This window comes from Sporosarcina gallistercoris (assembly GCF_014836415.1).
Taxonomy (GTDB): Bacteria; Bacillota; Bacilli; order Bacillales_A; family Planococcaceae; genus Sporosarcina; species Sporosarcina gallistercoris.
The window spans coordinates 227,534-246,286 of record NZ_JACSQY010000002.1; the positions used below are offsets into that span (position 1 = coordinate 227,534).

General features: G+C 45.0%; 21 protein-coding genes. 4 read left to right on the top strand and 17 right to left on the bottom strand.

Annotation, left to right across the window (positions count from 1 at the left end; translation table 11 throughout):
• Nucleotides 1–290 precede the first annotated feature (290 nt).
• The 10 genes from H9659_RS04445 to H9659_RS04490 form a co-directional block, all read right to left on the bottom strand.
• On the bottom strand, nucleotides 291–833 hold the full coding sequence (locus H9659_RS04445; protein ID WP_191688721.1) for a histidine phosphatase family protein: 543 nt from the start codon (nucleotides 831–833) through the stop codon (nucleotides 291–293).
• An 80-nt stretch (nucleotides 834–913) separates the two neighbouring features.
• Nucleotides 914–1,750 (bottom strand): dimethylarginine dimethylaminohydrolase family protein, encoded by an 837-nt coding sequence (locus tag H9659_RS04450; protein ID WP_191688894.1) that lies wholly within the window; start codon nucleotides 1,748–1,750, stop codon nucleotides 914–916.
• 218 nt (nucleotides 1,751–1,968) lie between these two features.
• Entirely contained in the window at nucleotides 1,969–3,303 is a 1,335-nt protein-coding gene (locus tag H9659_RS04455; protein ID WP_191688722.1) for a D-serine ammonia-lyase, read from the bottom strand.
• Between the two features lie 32 nt (nucleotides 3,304–3,335).
• On the bottom strand, nucleotides 3,336–3,950 hold the full coding sequence (locus tag H9659_RS04460) for a response regulator transcription factor (protein ID WP_191688723.1): 615 nt from the start codon (nucleotides 3,948–3,950) through the stop codon (nucleotides 3,336–3,338).
• Between the two features lie 7 nt (nucleotides 3,951–3,957).
• Nucleotides 3,958–5,091: a sensor histidine kinase gene (locus H9659_RS04465; protein ID WP_191688724.1), complete on the bottom strand. Its 1,134-nt coding sequence runs from the start codon at nucleotides 5,089–5,091 to the stop codon at nucleotides 3,958–3,960.
• A gap of 91 nt (nucleotides 5,092–5,182) precedes the next feature.
• Nucleotides 5,183–6,235, bottom strand: a complete 1,053-nt coding sequence (locus H9659_RS04470; RefSeq protein ID WP_191688725.1) for a fatty acid desaturase — start codon at nucleotides 6,233–6,235, stop codon at nucleotides 5,183–5,185.
• 150 nt (nucleotides 6,236–6,385) lie between these two features.
• The gene (gene fabG, locus H9659_RS04475) at nucleotides 6,386–7,126 is read right to left on the bottom strand and encodes a 3-oxoacyl-ACP reductase FabG (protein WP_191688726.1); all 741 of its coding nucleotides are present in this window, start codon (nucleotides 7,124–7,126) and stop codon (nucleotides 6,386–6,388) included.
• Between the two features lie 97 nt (nucleotides 7,127–7,223).
• Nucleotides 7,224–7,547, bottom strand: a complete 324-nt coding sequence (ytxJ, locus tag H9659_RS04480) for a bacillithiol system redox-active protein YtxJ (protein WP_191688727.1) — start codon at nucleotides 7,545–7,547, stop codon at nucleotides 7,224–7,226.
• Between the two features lie 17 nt (nucleotides 7,548–7,564).
• Nucleotides 7,565–9,175, bottom strand: a complete 1,611-nt coding sequence (locus H9659_RS04485; RefSeq protein WP_191688728.1) for an aminotransferase class V-fold PLP-dependent enzyme — start codon at nucleotides 9,173–9,175, stop codon at nucleotides 7,565–7,567.
• A complete protein-coding gene (locus H9659_RS04490) occupies nucleotides 9,172–9,738 on the bottom strand; it encodes a glycerol-3-phosphate acyltransferase (protein WP_191688729.1) in 567 nt (188 codons plus the stop codon). Before H9659_RS04490 ends, H9659_RS04485 begins: the two co-directional genes overlap by 4 nt.
• 103 nt (nucleotides 9,739–9,841) lie before the next feature.
• Here H9659_RS04490 and H9659_RS04495 point away from each other — a divergent pair, with 103 nt between their 5' ends.
• From H9659_RS04495 to H9659_RS04510, 4 genes are all read left to right on the top strand, one after another.
• The gene (locus tag H9659_RS04495; RefSeq protein WP_191688730.1) at nucleotides 9,842–10,501 is read left to right on the top strand and encodes a phosphatase PAP2 family protein; all 660 of its coding nucleotides are present in this window, start codon (nucleotides 9,842–9,844) and stop codon (nucleotides 10,499–10,501) included.
• 30 nt (nucleotides 10,502–10,531) lie between these two features.
• Nucleotides 10,532–10,861 (top strand): MGMT family protein, encoded by a 330-nt coding sequence (locus tag H9659_RS04500; RefSeq protein ID WP_191688731.1) that lies wholly within the window; start codon nucleotides 10,532–10,534, stop codon nucleotides 10,859–10,861.
• Nucleotides 10,862–10,903: 42 nt separating this feature from the next.
• On the top strand, nucleotides 10,904–11,347 hold the full coding sequence (gene mscL / locus H9659_RS04505) for a large conductance mechanosensitive channel protein MscL (protein WP_191688732.1): 444 nt from the start codon (nucleotides 10,904–10,906) through the stop codon (nucleotides 11,345–11,347).
• A gap of 334 nt (nucleotides 11,348–11,681) precedes the next feature.
• A complete protein-coding gene (locus H9659_RS04510) occupies nucleotides 11,682–12,050 on the top strand; it encodes a VOC family protein (protein WP_191688733.1) in 369 nt (122 codons plus the stop codon).
• 22 nt (nucleotides 12,051–12,072) lie between these two features.
• Here the strand turns inward: H9659_RS04510 and H9659_RS04515 are convergent, their stop codons facing one another.
• The 7 genes from H9659_RS04515 to trpB all read right to left on the bottom strand — a co-directional run bounded on the left by H9659_RS04515 (nucleotide 12,073) and on the right by trpB (nucleotide 18,753).
• Nucleotides 12,073–13,023 (bottom strand): hypothetical protein, encoded by a 951-nt coding sequence (locus H9659_RS04515; protein WP_191688734.1) that lies wholly within the window; start codon nucleotides 13,021–13,023, stop codon nucleotides 12,073–12,075.
• 119 nt (nucleotides 13,024–13,142) lie between these two features.
• On the bottom strand, nucleotides 13,143–13,619 hold the full coding sequence (locus tag H9659_RS04520) for an acyl-CoA thioesterase (protein ID WP_191688735.1): 477 nt from the start codon (nucleotides 13,617–13,619) through the stop codon (nucleotides 13,143–13,145).
• Nucleotides 13,620–13,686: 67 nt separating this feature from the next.
• Nucleotides 13,687–14,646: a C40 family peptidase gene (locus H9659_RS04525; RefSeq protein WP_191688736.1), complete on the bottom strand. Its 960-nt coding sequence runs from the start codon at nucleotides 14,644–14,646 to the stop codon at nucleotides 13,687–13,689.
• A gap of 12 nt (nucleotides 14,647–14,658) precedes the next feature.
• Complete coding sequence (locus H9659_RS04530) at nucleotides 14,659–15,579, bottom strand: S66 peptidase family protein (protein ID WP_191688737.1); 921 nt, start codon at nucleotides 15,577–15,579, stop codon at nucleotides 14,659–14,661.
• Nucleotides 15,580–15,721: 142 nt separating this feature from the next.
• Complete coding sequence (locus tag H9659_RS04535) at nucleotides 15,722–16,678, bottom strand: DUF4003 family protein (protein ID WP_191688738.1); 957 nt, start codon at nucleotides 16,676–16,678, stop codon at nucleotides 15,722–15,724.
• Nucleotides 16,679–16,777: 99 nt separating this feature from the next.
• Nucleotides 16,778–17,560, bottom strand: coding sequence for a tryptophan synthase subunit alpha (gene trpA, locus H9659_RS04540; protein WP_191688739.1), 783 nt, complete (start codon nucleotides 17,558–17,560; stop codon nucleotides 16,778–16,780).
• Complete coding sequence (gene trpB, locus H9659_RS04545; protein ID WP_404828972.1) at nucleotides 17,557–18,753, bottom strand: tryptophan synthase subunit beta; 1,197 nt, start codon at nucleotides 18,751–18,753, stop codon at nucleotides 17,557–17,559. Before trpB ends, trpA begins: the two co-directional genes overlap by 4 nt.

The following is an 18,753-nucleotide window of genomic DNA, read 5'->3' on the forward strand; positions in this document are numbered from 1 at the left end:
TGTCCAGCTGATCTTTTTGAGGGGGTCGTGGATGGGGTTATGAGCACTTTGTGGGAATTATGAGCAGTCTTCACGCTTTATGAGCGTTTTTCTAGTTTTATGAGCACTTCTCATGCTTTATGAGCGTTTCCCTGCTTTTATGAGCACTTCTCATGCTTTATTAGCGCTTTTCTGGATTTATGAGCACTTCCCATGCTTTATGAGCGCTTTCCTAGATTTCCAGTACCTCGTTCATGTATGGTCAAAAAATAAGAGGGCGTCCGTGAAGATTCCTGGACGCCCTCTTATTTTCATTCATTTTCCCATAAACGGGTTATCTGCGCCCCCGTATCCGTCAGTCGTATCTCGTAAACGTCAGGATGCTTGATCGCCTGCCACTCTTCAAATCCGATTCGGTCATTGAAACAGCGCATGAGCAACACGAGCAGCAAACTGTGTGTGACCAATACCGTATGACTGTTATCCGGAAGTTCATCGACAACATCACACACGCGCTGCATCGCATCATTCGATGTTTCACCATCTTCATAAGAAAGATTCAAATCTAAAAAAGTGTCTTCCACTTTCACTAACCAATCATCAAACACTTGTGAGCTCATTTGCCGCTCCGCTAACCTGCTGTCTTCTTCGATATGAATTCCAAGTTTGTCACCAATTTCGTTTGCAGTCTGTCGGGCCCGCATCAAAGGACTTGTAATCACTCGCTCAATTGGATAATGCTCTAAAAATTGTGCAAGTTCACTGCCGTGTAAGATCCCTTCGGCTGTTAACGAGTCCTGCGCTGTAAAACCTTCTGCTTCCCCATGGTTTACAAGATAGATTACTTTATCCATTGAATAACCGCCTCCTCGTAAATTTGAAATCGCAATAATTATAAAAAGCCGCCCCTCAAAATAAGAAGCGGCTTTACCTATTAATCGTTTCGTACTACTGGCATGGAGCAGCAACGGAATGAACCGCCGGATTTAATAATTTCTGAGAAGTCCACTTCAATCACTTCGAAGCCTTTACTACGCATCGCTGCATTGACATGCGGGTTCTGAGGTAAACTAAACAGCTGCCCGCTTCCAATCGATAAGACATTCGTGCCCATCGAAAATTGCTCGTCTTTGTTGACTTCGATAAGATTGTACAACGACTCTAGATATTTGCGTGTTTCTTCATCGAATGCTTCTGGAAAGTATAATCCGACTTCGGGAGAAATCACATTAAATACACAGTCCAAGTGTAAATACTTTTCATTAAAAGGAACCCGGATAACTTCGTGATCAGGAAGGCTTTGTTCCAAATGCTGCACAGACTCTTCACTCGTGCGGCTGCTAATTCCAACGAACACACGATTGCGGTCTACAATCACGTCTCCACCTTCCACTCTGCTTTCTGAAACGCGGAAAGGTATGTTTTCTTGAAGGAGCCAGTTTTGAAGAGCTGCTTCCTCACCTTTTCGGATATCGCTTGCCATATCCGCAAGAAATAGCCGATCTCCCAATGTAAATCCGATATCTCTAGTGAAAACTTGCTCGGGATACTGCTCAGAAGAAGGTAACTTAATGACTTCCACATTATGCTCTTTGAGTTTCGTTTCAAACTCTTCATGTTGCTTCATCGCCTTAGCGCGATCGATATTTTCATCTTTATATTTCTTTTGCACATCATTAATGATATCTTTGATGGCCATATATTTAGGTTCGCATAAAACGACCTGACGTAATGTATCATATTCGGTTACACATTTTGCAGCCGGCATCATTGAATGAGGCTGGTCTTTTTGGTTATCCATCGCTTGGGTAACAGGGGAGTTCATAGTTGTTCATCCTCCAATTGAAGTTGTTGAGTATCTTCTATAAATAAATATTCCCCTTACATAAGCGTTTCAAACGGATATCACCACCTAATAACCATCCATTTCGCTGAATAAAAAACAGTTAACGTTTTAAATGAACGTTAACTGCAATTGAAGTATTCCACTTATTTTGTCGATTTCCCGGGAAATAATTCGACATTTCCGCCTTCTTCATAATACGCTTCCATTACAGTCTCTGGCACCATTCCGCCCCCAGTCGACCAGACGAGATGCCTTGCATGCTCAGATTCCGCAAATCTTACACCTGAAGAAACTGTGTGAATTGCTCCCATCATTCCTGCAAGTGCAGATGGCTCAGCTTGAATCGACTCTGTATCCGCAAGCATTCGTAACAATCCGAATAGCGTACGGTCATTTACAGTGTATATTCCATCCAGTAATGGCTTCATGACAGTTCCTACAAAGCCAGAAGGACGACCGACTGCCAGTCCATCTGCTGCTGTTTTATTGTCCAAACCAATTTCTTGGACACTGATTTTATCGTGCAACTCTGTCATCATACCTAATAACATGCATGGCGCATTGACAGGCTCTGCAAAATAGCAGTGAACAGCATCGCCATAGGCCAATTTCAGACCGAATGCGACACCGCCCGGTCCTCCGCCTACACCACATGGCAAGTAGACGAACAGAGGATGCGTTTCATCAATTACGATTCCCTGTTCTTCAAACTGCGCAGCAATTCGTTCACCTGCAACTGCATAGCCCAAAAACAGCTCACGGGAGTTTTCATCGTCTACAAAGTGACACATCGGATCCATCTCAGCTTCACGCCGGCCTTCTGCTACTGCTTTACTGTAGTCATCTTCATATTCAATGACGGTAACTCCTTTACTCCGAAGTAATTCCTTTTTCCATCGTTTTGCATCCGCTGACATATGAACCGTCACTTCGAAACCAAGTGCAGCGCTCAAGATACCGATACTCAATCCTAGGTTCCCTGTCGATCCGACAGCAATTTTGCGGGAAGCGAACAGCTCTGTGAAAGGCTGTTCTGTAAATTGACGATAGTCCTGCCGTTCTTGAATGAGGCCATGCTCCCTCGCCAATACTTCTGCATGTTTTAACACTTCGTGGAATCCACCGCGCGCTTTTATGGAACCAGATACCGGCAACGCGTTGTCTTGTTTGATAAGTAAAGTACCTCCTAGATCAATTCCGGCCTCATCAATCAGCATCTGCTTCATGTTTGGAATTTCAGTAAGGGGAGATTCAATGAGCCCTTCGGTAGTTTTCGTTTCTGGAAATACTTCTGCAAAAAAAGGTGCGAATCGTTTCAGACGTTCGGACGCCTCTCTCACATCAGCTTCCGTTAATCCCGAAGATCGGATACCTCCAGCTGCATCTGCGAGATGTGGATTCATCCATAAAACTTCTTCCTTGCCCATCATCTTTCCAATTAGCGGAAAGTCAGCTATCAATCTCTCCAACTTGTGCATAAAAACTCCCCCTATATAAATCACTTTCTCAACTACCTCTTGGACCAACCTTTTTCTTTGAATTTCTTCACTGCTTCAATTCGGCTGCCTGCAGACATTTTGTCTAAAATAATAGAGATGTAATTCCTTACTGTACCTGGTGTCAGATGTAAGACATTCGCAATTTGTTTTGTCGTTTTCCCATCGGAGATCAATTCCAGGACTTCTGCTTCTCGTTCCGTCAGTGGACTTCCAATTTCTCGATCTTCTCCATAGGCAATATCTACAAGTTCAGGTGCATAGATGCGGCGTCCTGCCATAATGGTTCGAATCGAGCTGACGAGTTCTTCTATTGGACTATCTTTCAACAAGTATCCCCGTACTCCTGCTTTTCGTGCTCTCTCAAAATAGCCAGCCCGTGCAAAAGTAGTCAGAATCACGATTTTACATGGTTCCGTTTGTAGCTTTTCAGCTGCTTCAAGCCCAGTCAGTACGGGCATCTCAATATCCATAATACAAATATCGGGCTGTAATTCTTGGACAAATTTCACAGCTTCCTCTCCGTTCCTAGCTTGCCCGACCACTTCAATGTCATCTTCCAAGCTAAGCAACGAACCGAGCGCTCCTAGTAACATCCCCTGATCTTCCGCTAAAACAATCCGTATCATGTACTTTTCACTCCTCGACAATGTTTCTTAGAATAGATGGGATCTTGAAGGTTAATGCCGTTCCACCAGTTGGTTCTTTTTGAATTTGGAGAGTGCCATTCACAAATTCGAGTCGCTCCCGCATACCATTTAAACCGTTTCCAGGCAAAGCTTCCCTTCCTTCAAGTAATCCAATCCCGTTATCTGCTACTGTAATCGAAAAATACTCAGATACCGAATGAAATGTGATTGTACATCTAGAAGCAAAGCTATGTTTGACTACATTCGTCACGGCTTCTTTCAAGCACATACTCAGTACATTTTCCACAATGGGGGTTATGCCTTCATACCTGGCTTCCCCTTCGACCGTGAGTTCAATTTCAGCGGCACGTAGAACTTGCTGAACCCTGGTCAATTCCTCTGGGAGACGCGCTGCTCTCATATTGGAAACAAGCTCCCGCACTTCATTGAGTGCTACGCTCGCAGTTTGACGGATATCCTGCAATTCTCTTGCAGCACGTTCAGGGTCTCGTATCATCAGCTTCCCAACAAGATCACTTTTAAGCCCAATTAGCGAGAGCTTTTGACCGAGCGTATCATGGAGATCACGGGCAATCCGCTGTCGCTCTGCTACTACTGTCAATTCGGAGATCCGTTCTTGTGCATATACCAATTGACCTTCCAGTTTTTCTTGGTTGTTACGATTATACAAATTGAAAGGAAGCAGGACAACGCCAATCAGTGTCAGGATCAGGAAGTGGACTTGCGGTAAAAACAACTCTATCTCGATGAAAAATCCGGCAACGATTGCCCCGATTGTCAGTGCAATATGAATGCCATACATAATAAAAAAACCAACTGGGCGTCTGATGTTGCCGATGAAAAACGCGGTAAACAAAGCTAAATACACGTAACCAAACAACAACGTCAATCCGATATTAATCGCCATTTCAAACGCAAGCCACATATAGACAAGCCCGCTTTGCGATTTGAATGAAAAACGATAGCAAAGTAGATATAAAAAGACCATGACGATTCCGATTCCGATATTAATCGGCTCGGACGTTCGGAAGATAAAGAAAAAGGGCAGGACGCAGAAAATCACCCAAATGTAGAGGCTAAGCCATGGATATCGAGGAAACAAATTATACCAACTGCTCACTTGCACTCCTCCCATTCCATTCCATTTCTCTCTAGTGTACCGGTTCAAAAGTAAAAAAGCCATCTCTCATTGAGATGGCCGCTAATCTAACTTATTCAGCGTCAAATGACGTCTTTTTCGCTTTCAAATCGATGGAAACTTTTTTTGATTGAACTGCTTTTTGAATGTCACGAAACGTTACAAATGTTTTGCGCTCAGGATCATACAGCTTATAGCGTAATGATTCGAAGCTCTTTTTCATATCGATCGTCGTCGCTTGTTGAAGTGGCGGTGTCAGTTCATGCGCCATTTCCAAGTTATAGTTCGGTACGCGTGGTGCCAAGTGATGAACGTGGTGGAAACCGATGTTGCCCGTCGCCCATTGAAGGACTTTCGGTAACTTGTAATATGAACTTCCTTCAACCGCTGCTTTCACATAATCCCATTCCGTTTCTTCTTCGAAATAAGAATCTTCAAATGTGTGCTGGATGTAGAATAACCAGATACCAAGAGCTCCCGCTGTAAACATGATCGTCCCTTGAATCAGAACAAATGCCTGCCAACCTACAAGTAAAATCATTCCTGTATAAAGAACGACGAGACAAGCATTGATAAGATATGTGTTCATCCGCTCTTTTTTACGTGCATCTTTTCGATTGAATCTGCTTGTGATGAGAACGAGATACAACGGTCCGAATCCAAACATCACTAGTGGATTGCGATAAATACGATACGCTAGACGCGTCCACGAAGAAGCTTCTTGATACTCCTGAATCGTCATGACCCAGATGTCACCTACGCCCCGCTTATCAAGGTTAGAACTTGTTGCGTGATGGATGGCATGCTCACGCTTCCACTTTTCATATGCGAACAATGTGAGAACCCCTGTGATCGTCCCTACAATATCATTTGCTTTTTTGTTTTTAAAGAAAGAGCCATGTGTGCAATCATGGAAAATAATGAATGTCCGAACGACAAATCCTGATGCTACCACACAAATCGCTAGTGTTAACCAAATGGATACAGACAACGCTTGATACGCTGCGAACCATAGAATCAGTAGCGGCGGTACGGTATTGACAAGTTGAATAATGCTTTTCTTTAAATCCGACTTTGCAAATGGAGCAACATTTTTGTGTAGCTGTTTTGTTTTTTCTTTACTCATGACAGCCTCCCGATAAGCGGTCCGATTAATCGGCCGTTACTTAGTACATTCATCGTACAAGGAAACTGCACGTTGAAATAGGCATGAATGTCATGACTTTTCATGTGTTAAGTGTCATATTTCGTGAAGTTTTTCACAAAGATGCGTGCATCACTTCAACATTCCACCATCTACTTCCAAGACTATCCCGTTGATGAAAGATGCTTCATCGGACGCCAAAAACAAATATGCATTGGCAACATCTTCAGGTTTACCGAATCGGGGATATGGGATCAGCTGCTGTATCTGTGCAATTACTTTTTCCGGAATCGTTTTAATCATTTCGGTTTCGATAAAGCCCGGAGACACTGCATTTACAGTAATTCCTTTCGGCCCGAATTCTTTTGCCCAAGTTTTCGTCATACCGATAACGGCTGCTTTAGAAGCGGAGTAATTCGCTTGCCCTACATTACCGCCTGTTCCTGCAATGGATGATGTGCTGATGATGCGTCCTGCGCCTGCTTCTACCATGCTTGGTAAAAATGCTTTCGTACAATTGAATACCCCTGTAACATTCACGTCGAGGACGTGTCGGAACGCACTCGTTTCCATTTTCAATGTCATCGCATCCAATGTAATGCCAGCATTATTGACGAGAATGTCGACTTTTCCAAACTGCTCGTTAATGAGGAGAGCTGCATGGTTCACATCGGTCTCATTTGACACATCCGCTTTGAAAAAAGCTGCATCAAAGCCTTCGGCGTGTAACTGCTGAGCCAGCGCCTCACCTGCCTGTTCGTCAAAATCGATAATGGCAACTTGAGCCCCTTGTTCACAGAAAATGCGAGCGGCTGTCGCTCCTATCCCTTTTGCTCCGCCAGTGATTACAGCTGTTTTTCCGGAAATCCGCAAACACAACGCCCTCTTCCTTTTAGACTATCTGAATACTCATATCGTATCACAGTTAAACAAAACAGGCACCGCTATTTACGAGTGCCTGTTCGTTGTTTCAATTCGTATTGACTGCTTTTTTCAGAGCTGATTGCTGGATATCATAGTGGGCAGCGTGCCAAACAACTTCAGCATTTTTCATGAACAGAGCTTGAGGGGATTCGTGTCTTACCCCCGTATCCTCAGCAATTTTCTGAGATACATCTTTACTCGTCTGGACGATTACACAGTACTTCGGAATCTCGGTATCAAAGGATTGGAATTCCCGATACCCTGCGGCACTGATCGGACATGTCGTGCTGTGCTTGATGACAAGAACAGGGTCGTTATCCGACTGTTCAACAACACGATTCCAGTCATCTATCGTATGAATTTCCTGCATATAAATCCTCTCCCTTATTAATTATATATGTTCAATTCCCTTATTGGTTCCCGGTTAAACGATGTCAAACGCTCCAGCAATTGTAAGAAGCGCGTGACTTCGACGTCACTCATCTCATTCATTGCAGCAAGCTGCAGCCAGTTTCGTTTACGTAAATACGTACTTTCATAGTGTGTTCGAACCCCATTCAAAAATAAGTCTTCTCCCAAATGCAATGCAGATTCGTCTTCTTTCAGAACGATTGTTAGAATGCCAGGACTTGCATCCGGTTCCTGTGCAAGAATTTGGTAACCCATTCGTTCAATAGCTGATCGCAGCCTTAGAGATCGTTTCTGAATGGCCAAGAAATGGTTTTCTGGATCGCGCGTTAACTGGTGCAATGCTTTTTCAAGCGCTTGAAGAAGGTTCGACGATTGTGTATAAGGGATTCCCCCTGCAACGGTATAATTACCAAGGTCCAGATAGCGCGGTATTTTCAAGTCCGGCTGTATGTCCTGTTTGTGGAATACGAGTGCCAAACCTGAATAACTGCCGAGTCCTTTTCCGCTTCCTGACGACGCAAAGTCAATCTGCTCCAAATTGACAGGAACAGTTCCAAGTGAACTAGCACAATCAACTGCAATCCGGATATCGCGCTCTAAACATAGATGGCGAATCTTGTCTAAATCGTTTAATACACCTGTCGAAGTCTCACAGTGAACAAACCAAACCCAGCTAATCTGTTCAGCATCCAGTACGGCTTCTACCGCCCTCATGTCGAAAGGATCGCCCCATTCAACTTCCAAGGAATCATATTCCAATCCGAGACGTGAACCATGATCACACAGACGTTCGCCAAATTCTCCATTGACTAGAATGAGCCCTTTTCCAGAAAGACGACTGAGCTGAGCAGCTACCACATCATTGGCAAGTGTTCCTGTGCCTTGTAGCACTTGTACGTGGCGGGCTTTTGTCAGCAACTTCAGCTCACTTTGTATTGACTCCAAGGTGCGGGCATGGGCTGAAGACCGATGAGAGACTGGGTCTGCAGATAAGGCTTTCCGCACATCTCCTGATATCTCTGTCGGCCCTGGCAGGAAATTCAACATCGGTTTAGCGATGCGGCCTGCTATCCCATTTTCATATGTTTCCTGCGTCAATATCATTGGTACGAAACTCGCTTCTGCAGTTCCTGTCGGTTCCGCAAAAGGTACAAAACCGAGTTGACGATACAATTTCAACTCACGAACCGTACCGGAAATGACGGCGGCATCATACCCTGCTTTCAAACACCAATTCACCAACGCTTGCAACATGCCTAGAAATGGACGTCCGGTACGATATTGCGCTTCTATTGAAAGCAATCTGATTTCCACTGGATATCGAGGAGGATGCGAGAGTTTCTCCTCCACGGGACCAAGTTTCTTGTCCAGTGAGAACGGACGATTCGAGCGTACTGCAATCATTCCAATAACCTTCGAATCTTTCATACATAGTAAATATTTATTCTCATTATGGAATTGGTCCATCAATCGTCTGTCGTCGTTGGAACTATGTTGGGGAATTTCTTCAACGAACGTTTTATAATTCAGCTTATGGATTTGTTCTTCGTCCTGTTTCGTCCTTGCCATTCTGTAAAAGTAGGTCATCGCGTTTGCTTCCTTCCTATTGAAATGTGAAGAGCTGCCCGATGGGTCCATAACAACAGCCCGACTATGAATATCGCGATCAGTGTGGTCTTCCCGTCATATAACCACATGCTCCACGGGACAATCGCGATTGTCCCCAGCACACTGGCAGCTGTGAAATTCCTGACAGCCGGATATAAAAGGGGAAATCCCAACAAAATAGGAAAGACCCCCATCGGGTTAAAGACAAGCAAACCGCCGATGAATGCAGCAGCTCCTTTGCCTCCCTTAAAACGATGAATAATCGGATAACAATGGCCAAGCATGACAGCCGCTAAAGCCAGCAACCCGACAACAGGGCGACCATCAAGTGAAAAAGTCATGTAAACGGCTAATGCACCTTTACCAGCGTCCAGCAAGAAGACGAGCAAGAATGCCTTTTTACCGTATACTCTTCCTGCATTTCTTGCTCCGGGATTTCCACTCCCTTCACTTAAAATGGTCTTCCCAGAACGCTTCCCAATGAATAATGCCGGCAGAAAGTTCCCTAGGAGATACGCCGTCAGTGTTAGTAATAAAACCATTCCTCTACTCCATTTCCAGCATTTCAGCTATATTACTTGCAATTCATAATCAGCTTCGTGAAAATTGATGAGAATGCACTTACTTTAGAAAGGTTTGAATTCAATGCGTGAATTATCGGGCCGATTGATAACGGCCTTTGTTTCCTGTCTCATTCTTGCTGCTGTTTTTGGATATGTCGCTTCCTCCATTGGAAACGGAAGCATCGTCCAATTTGATAGACCCGTTATTGACTTCGTTCAAGGTGCAGAAACTCCTTGGCTAACTGAAGTGATGAAAGTATTCACTACTATCGGCTCAACTGAAGCCGTTATAGCGATCTCTGTCATCACATTAGGTTTGTTACTGTACTTTCGACAAAAAGCACAATCACTCCTGTTTCTGATTGTAATTGGCGGTACCGCTGCACTGAACTTGGTGCTCAAGCTATTCTACCAGCGCGCGCGTCCAGATCTGAACCGGCTTATTGAAATCAGCGGTTACTCTTTCCCTAGCGGACATACGATGATGGCTACAAGTCTATACATCATCCTTGCTTTCATTCTATGGAGAAACGCGAGAACGTCAGGGCGTATTCTTTACGTTATCGGTGCAATTTTCATGATTAGCATGATTTGTATTAGCCGTATCTACCTTGGTGTCCATTATCCAAGTGATGTCGTTGGCGGAATTATCTCGAGTGCATTTTGGTTACTCATTGCGATAAGTGTCTACACCGTTTCCATGAACAAAAGACATTCCAAATCCAACTTTTCCGTACGCTGATTATCTTAACGTAAGCAAGGAGGGCAAGTCGTGAACCCATTTACCGAAAAAGCGGTACAAGCCATTCAGTCCATTCCGCCAGGCTTCGTCATGACATACGGCCAAGTAGCAGCAGCTGCAGGAAATCGTCGCGGAGCGCGGCAAGTTGTACGCATCCTCCACTCCATGAGTACGAGTCATCATCTCCCTTGGCACCGGATTATCAATGCTAAAGGTGGGATTTCGACTCCTGTCGATGCCAAAGAGAAAGGAAACCGTCAACGACAGTTGCTAGAAGCCGAAGGGGTTGCTTTTCTTCCAGACGGTACCATCGATTTGAACGTGTATAGATGGCTTGGTTTCAATGGTGAAGAGGAGTAAAAGCTCGTAAGAATTCATTTTAAATAAGAAGGGAGATCTCCTATGTGGAAAGACTTTAAAGAGTTTGCGTTTAAAGGGAATATCTTTGACTTGGCAATTGCGGTCGTAATTGGTGCCGCCTTTGGAAAGATTGTAACCTCGCTTGTTGAAAATATCATTACTCCACTAATCGGATTGTTGTCCGGTGGGATCGATTTATCAAGCGAAAAAGCTCATATCCCAGGGACGGATACGATCATTACGTATGGTGTCTTCATCCAATCCATTATCGATTTCCTGATCATCGCTTTTTCGATCTTCATAGTCATCCGATTACTTGCAAAGTTTAAAAGGAAAGAAGTCGAACAACCTGCTGAAACGCCGTCTATCGATGCCAAAGAGGAGTTATTGAAAGAGATACGTGACTTGCTGCGAGCACAACAATCAGCAACAACTGAAACACCCTCTGTAGACAGGCACTTGCCACCAAATGATCCCGCTGAATAATATGAAACGGTTCTCCCCAACTTTCCTAGGATATATGGCATTGCTGTAAATTACCCAGCGTGGTACAGTAATGGCATGACATGGTAAAGGAGGGGCTTCTTCATGTGGTTCATTTATATTATGTTTGCGCTGTTTGCATTTGTGCTAGTCGGCAGTGTTGCAGGAGTAGCGCTATCATACAAAAATCATAAATAATTTCTCTAGCCACTTCCTTATGTGAAGTGGTTTTTTATATGCACAATCAGTCATTGGAGAAACCTAACACAAGTCATCGAATAATCCAACTACTCAATCGAGATCTGTGGCGGTATAGTGGATGAAAGGAGATGTTATGATGAAACCCACACTTAAAGGAATCGACCATATTCAACTTGCGGCACCTCCAGGGTCTGAAGAAAAAGCACGAGCATTTTACGGAAAGCTGCTCGGCATGCAAGAAATCGAGAAGCCCGAAAATTTGAAAGGACGCGGTGGCTGCTGGTTTAGATGTGGAAACCAGGAAGTCCATATCGGCATTCAATCTGATTTCATGCCTGCGAAAAAAGCCCATCCCGGTTTCATGGTAGATCATCTTATGGCGCTAAGAAGCCAGTTGAAAGATGCTTCCTACCTAATAAGCGAAGAATCTCCAATTGAGGGACGTGCTCGCTTTTTCGTCTCAGATCCTTTTGGCAATCGGATTGAATTCTTGGAGTACGAATGAAGATGTGTCATTCTTACAGCACTCATGAAATTAGAATCCGCTTCTCTTCCGCATCTAGCGAATCCAGCTCAGCCTGCGCTTCTTCCAGCTTTCGTTTCAACTGAGCTTGGGTATGACGAACGTCTTGGAGTACTGCATTCAGCTTACTTTTGCCTTCAGTAATCCGTGAGTGAACTGCAAAATCCGAAAAGATATTATCGAAAAACAGATCTGTAAATGTAAAGATATCGTTTTTGTTCACCTGAAAAGATGCAGTTGCCGCTTCTTGGACATCCGATAACTCGGTTTCATAGTGGCGTAGTGCACGCTGCGCTCTATGCACAAGGTCATCGGAGCCGTTCACTTCGGAATACTTGAGTGCAGAGACGAGGAGACCACCGCCGAGAAACGTATCCCACATCGATAATCCTTCCGCATTGTTCAGTTTATCAATTGCACGATCTAGTGCACGTATCGCTTTTGCTCCAGCTTCCTGTGCTTCCTTCACCTCGCGGATCATGGAACGGATATGGACTCTGTCATCTGCGATTTTTCGTAGGGTCGCATGGGTCGCGGAATCATTCTGCCGAATCCACAATTCTTTTTCTTGTAAGAATTCATCCCAATCTTCTTGGATATGTACGTAATCCGGATTAAGGGAGGCTTGTTTTAACAAATCCACTTCTTCAGTTAGATCATCTACATGCTTTTGAGATTCGTTAAACGCGACTTCTGCTGTTGCTGCTTCTGCAATTTCCTTTTCCATTTGCTGATCCCACGAACCCGTCAATTCTTTAAGTTTGTTCAGAAAGGAAAACTTGCCAAGTCTCATGACATCCTGCTGCTCTTTTGTCAGCTGTTGTTCCAGTCGATCCCTTTCCGTAATCGCTTTTTGCAAGCGTTTTTCAGCCTCTGACAGTCTGCGTCTAATCCGATTCGACTCATTTTTCAATAAAGTGAGCGCCATTTGACGCTCTTGCATTGTTTCTTTCATTTGTCATACGCCCCCTTTTTCTGTATATACGGTTAAGTTTGAAGGAAGGTTTCATCGGAATCTGCTTCCCTGCTTGAAGACACTAAAAAAACGACCGCTGAAATTAGCGGCCGCTCTCATTAATGTGTCATTTCAATTCGTTGTTTACGGTGAAGACGGCGAGCAGGAGCAGTTTCGAACAACCGTTTTTCCCCTTCGCTCTCTGGGATTACGCTTGGCACAGGCGTTGGACGATTATCAGGTCCGATTGCCACCATCGTCAAAAAGGATTCTGTTGTAAGTTTGCGTTCGTTCGTCAATAGGTTCGACGAATGCACCATAACGAACACTTCCATTGACGTACGGCCTGTGGAACTGATATTCGCTTCCAATTCCAACACATCCCCTACGACTGCAGAAGACAAAAAGTCCACCGAGTCTATAGATGCTGTTACAACAGGCATTTGTGCATGTTTCATCGCAGTAATCGCTGCAATTTCATCTATATATGCGAGAACTTTTCCACCAAAAATCGTTTCCATATGATTGGCGTCTGGAGGAAGTACCAACTTTGTCTGAATCGTTCTCGATTCGCTCATTTTCCGTGATTCGATCATGTCCATCTTCCTTTCCTTGACTACTTTCGGTTATAGCGTACTCAATTATACACGTCTATAACGTACCTTACAGGATTTCCGGTTTTTCACTGTATCTTCGGACTGTACATAATCTTTTTGCATAGGTCGTTTCTGCGAGGATGCATATTTCCACAGCACCGCGTTTGGAAGATGTTGCATGAATCATCTGTCCCTCTCCATAGTAGAATCCAACATGATCCACATTGCCTGTTTGGTCATCCGCAAAAAATAGTAGATCTCCGCGCTTCCAAACAGTCGGGTCATCCACTGGAATTCCTTCACCTTCCGCCGCCTGATCACCCGCATCTCTTGAGATGAACAGCCCGCATGCTTTGAACATGTTATATGTCAATCCGGAACAATCATACCCATAGGATGACATTCCTCCCCAGAAATACGGTAAATCGAGAAATTCTACCGCTCGCTCTGCAGCAGTTGCGCTTGAGTATTTTTCAAACTGATGGACAGACGCTGCTGTACATACATCCTGTTTCCGAATACGACGTTCGCCATCGGGAGTTGAGACGAAAACCCAGTCCCCTTCCTGCTTGACCATCGGCAAAACCGTATTGAAGGGGACAACTATCGATGCGGGAGTTCCATCTAGGTGCCAAAGCTGACACTTCGGAACATCCACCCGTATCACTCCTTCGAGATCGTTCAGCGGTTGTGATTGCTTAAGTTGCACAATTGGAACCCATCCCGGATACCCGCGCTCATCTTGCCCAGTACGCTGCCACACCGCGAGGATTCTCGCCCAACCGTTTTGGATAGACTCAACTAACACTGGTTCTCCGTAAATGAGCTGACTTTGAATCCGCTTTTCTTTACACAATGCAAAGCGCTCTTCTTGTGTCATTGCTGCGATCCATCGGTTCATACTTACCGGATTCACTATTCCGGCTTCGTCCAGTTCCCTCACTGATTCAGGTGATGTCCAAATTGTTGCAACTGGCACTGCGCAAGTATACATCGACTCCATCTGCTCATCCATCCCCTTTTCCATTTTTCACACTGCTCACTCAACACCCGGTAAGATCGTCAATGTTTTTTGGTCGGCGTCCAATCGGGCTTTCGAGCCTAATGGAACTGCAAAATGAGGCTCACAATGACCGATTTTAAACCCGCTTACAACCGGCTTGCCAGAATCCGCTGTATAATGGCGCAATACTTCATCTAGCGTTAAGGAGGTTTCCTTTTTCGGTTCCGCTTTTGCAAAGTCTCCGATAACGATACCTGCTGCATCCGAAAACTTACCTGCAAGTCTCAGCTGATTCAGCAAGTTATCGACACGATAAGGTTCTTCTCCAACGTCTTCAATAAGGAGCAGTTTGTCTTTTGTATCCACTTCAAACTTCGTACCGATTCCACTAGCAAGTAACGACAAGTTCCCGCCCGTCAGCTCCCCGGATGCAACTCCAGGAGACAGTGTCTCCAGCGGGCTGATCGCTTCAGAATAATGCAATTCCATCGGCTCAAAAAGCTGGCGGAACATTTTTGCCGACAGCTCGTGAAACGTTTCTTTTCCTACGCACGAAGCGAGCATCGGACCGTGAAACGTGACAAGATCGGTATAGTTTGCAATGGCTGTATGGAGGTAGGTGATGTCACTGAAGCCCCAAAACACTTTTGGATTTTCTTGAATGAGCTGGTAATCCAGACGGTCCGCATAACGGGCAGATCCGTATCCCCCGCCCGCGCAAATAATGCCCGCGATTTCAGGATCTGCAAACATCTCTTCTAAGTCTGATAGACGACCATCATCCGTTCCTGCAAGATATCCATTGAGATCTGTCACATGTTTCCCCATTTTCCACTTCAGGCCTAAACTTTCTAAAAACGCAAAGGAACGGGTCAAACTTTCCTGATCAGGCGGACTGGCTGGAGCAACAATGCCAATCGTATCTCCTGCCTTCAATCGTTTAGGTACTAGTTTCAATAGATTTCCTCCTCACAATTCGTACTATTCCTTTAAGTCTATCACACAATGTCCTGCATGAAGTACGAGACCGTTTTTCACATAAACTGCATATAAAAAACCCAGCAAACCAGGCTGCCAGGTCTGTTAACTATGTAATGGATCATGAGAGAGCTGAAGTGGTTGTCGAGGCAATGGTTGCAATGGTTGCAGCCATAATTGCTTGCTGGATAAGACCATTCAATTCTTTTGAAAAGCCGCAGACTTCATCATCTTCCATTAGTCGCTGCAAAAAATAACCGGAAGCAAACGAAAACGCCAACGTCTTATGCCATTTAAACATGGCTTCTTTTGCAATGAAGTTCGAAAGTCCGATCAGTTCTTCCACTTGACTATCCTCACATTCAAGAATTGCTAAAAATCCTATGACAGGATAATGCATCGGTTTGAAATTGACACGCTTACGAATATGGGACATCAGTTGTTCTGCACGGTTCACTCTCTCGTTGTGAAATGAACAACAATCCATCGTTAATACTTGAGAGAGCCATTGCAGCTCAGCACCGGATTTAAATCCAGCTTTACTCAATTCGTCAAAGTAACGACGCATGAGGGCAGCTTGTTCGACTGGATTGTTGTTTGCTTTGCCTAACAGCATCGCATATGAATAATCCTCGTCCGAAGTGAGTAGGAAGTGCTGCTTTTTCATAGCATCATACAACCGTTTGGCTTGTTGTGCTTCAACTTTGGAGTATGCGGGATCGGAAGTCATTAACATGGCAGCTAAATACGAATGCACAGTATTTTTAAATCCCGTTTTCCGGATTATCTGCTGCTTCTTGAATAATAGCTGGACTGCCTCATCCGCTGAAAGTTCGGGCCTATCCAAAAAAGAAGCAAGCATTGGTAAAAAATCTCCACGCACTGGTGATAACCAGCCAGCCCGGTTTCTCAATGCATCCATCGTGCGTAAAAAACTTTCCGAACTGAAGTCTTTTTGAGAGAGCACATAATAGACTGCAATGGTAAGTACTGTTTTTTCATCTACGGACCACCCAGCCAAAGATGTCACTTTTTCATGTGTCCATTCCATCTCAGTTTTCACGGTTTCCCATTCCATCCCGCATCTCCCCCTTCCTAAGCTGTACGTTTTCTAGAGGTAAAAGTTTCAATTTATTGAACAATTGCCTAATTGCACGTAAGAACTCATCAGTTCAAGTCACTGTCTCACAGCTGGTCGACCTGCTTGAATAAGAGATTTAACTTTTTCAAGATCTCCTTCATGAAAGGCTGTCACAATCGCACTTCCAACAATTACACCATCCACAACCGGACTGAAATCACGGACTTGCTCCGGCGTGGAGATTCCAAATCCCGCAAGTACCGGGACATTTGACAAACGCTTCAAGTTTGTTAAATGATCCATCAAATCCGAACCGAATCCACTTCTCACACCAGTAATCCCATTCACCGTCACTGCGTAGACGAATCCTTCAGCTGTCCGTGCGATTTTTTCAATACGCTCAGCCGAACTTGTTAACGAAATGAGGGGAACGAGCGCAATATCCTTTCCAACAAGTACGTCTGATAGCAATCCACTCTCTTCGTACGGCAAGTCCGGTATGATCAAGCCTTTAACGCCAGCGCCTTCACAATCCGCAACAAAATCTGATAGCCCATACGCTAGAACTGGATTCAAATACGTCATGACAACCAAAGGAATAGAATGCGTCTGCGCTTGCAATTCACTCATCACTTTCCGCAACGTAACGCCGCTCCTTAACGCTCGGCTTCCCGCTTCTTGAATCACTTCTCCATCCGCAACGGGATCAGAAAAAGGGATTCCAATCTCAATTGCATCGGCTCCCGCTTCTTCGAGGAAAGAAATGCGTTCATGCAGCACATCCAATCCGCCATCACCTGCCATCATGTAAGGGACAAATGCCGACTGTCCTTCTGCATTTCTCTTAAGGATGGATGCAGTCAATGTAAACTTGCTCATTGAACACCACCTCCTAACGCATCGCGGACCGTCTGCACATCTTTGTCTCCTCTGCCTGACAGACAAATGATCAGAATATCATCAGGTTGCATCCCTTTTGCTAAACCGAACGCAAAGTGAATCGCATGCGCACTTTCAAGGGCAGGAATGATCCCCTCTTTTTGAGCAAGTAACTTCACGCCTTCAAGCGCTTCCGCATCGGTTGCAGACGCATAGCGCACACGTCCGATATCATGGAGATGACAATGCTCTGGACCGACCGCTGGATAATCGAGCCCCGCAGAAATCGAATGCGCTTCTTGGATGAACCCATCCTCATCTTGCAGCACGTACATATATGCCCCGTGCAACACGCCTTCTTTCGCTTCAGCAATCGCGGCTGCATGCTGCCCAGTCGAAATGCCGCCACCTGCTGCCTCTACACCATACAAAGCCACATTCTCATCCTCTATAAATGGGTGGAACATCCCGATCGCATTACTTCCACCACCGATACAGGCAACAACTGCATCCGGCAGACGACCTTCCTTTTCAACAATCTGACGCTTCGTCTCTTGGCCGATCACTTGCTGAAAATCCCGGACAATTTTAGGGAATGGATGGGGTCCAAGGGCGGAACCGAGAATGTAATGTGTGTCTTCCACATGTGCAACCCAGTACCGCAAAGCCTCATTCACTGCATCTTTCAGCGTACCTGCACCTTTGTCGACCGATTCCACCCGTGCCCCGAGCAGCTCCATTCGGAATACATTCAGTTCTTGCCTCCGGATATCTTCTCTCCCCATGAAGACGACACAATCCAACCCGAGCAGTGCACACGCGGTAGCTGTCGCGACACCGTGCTGACCCGCTCCTGTTTCCGCTACAATTTTCCGCTTCCCCATACGCTTTGCAAGCAGTGCTTGCCCGAGCGCGTTATTAATCTTATGGGCTCCTGTATGGTTCAAATCTTCCCGTTTCAAGTAAATTTTCGCACCGCCTGCAGCTTCTGATAGACGCTCTGCAAAATAGAGAGGATTCTCTCGTCCGACGAAATCCTTCAAATAGCCGTTCAGTTCCTCACTAAACGCTGAATCGGCTAATGCAGCCTCATGAGCTTCTTCGAGTTCCGTTAAAGCTCCCATCAGTGTCTCCGGGACGTACTGTCCGCCAAATCTTCCATACCTTCCTTTACCCTCTACTGTCTGAATCAT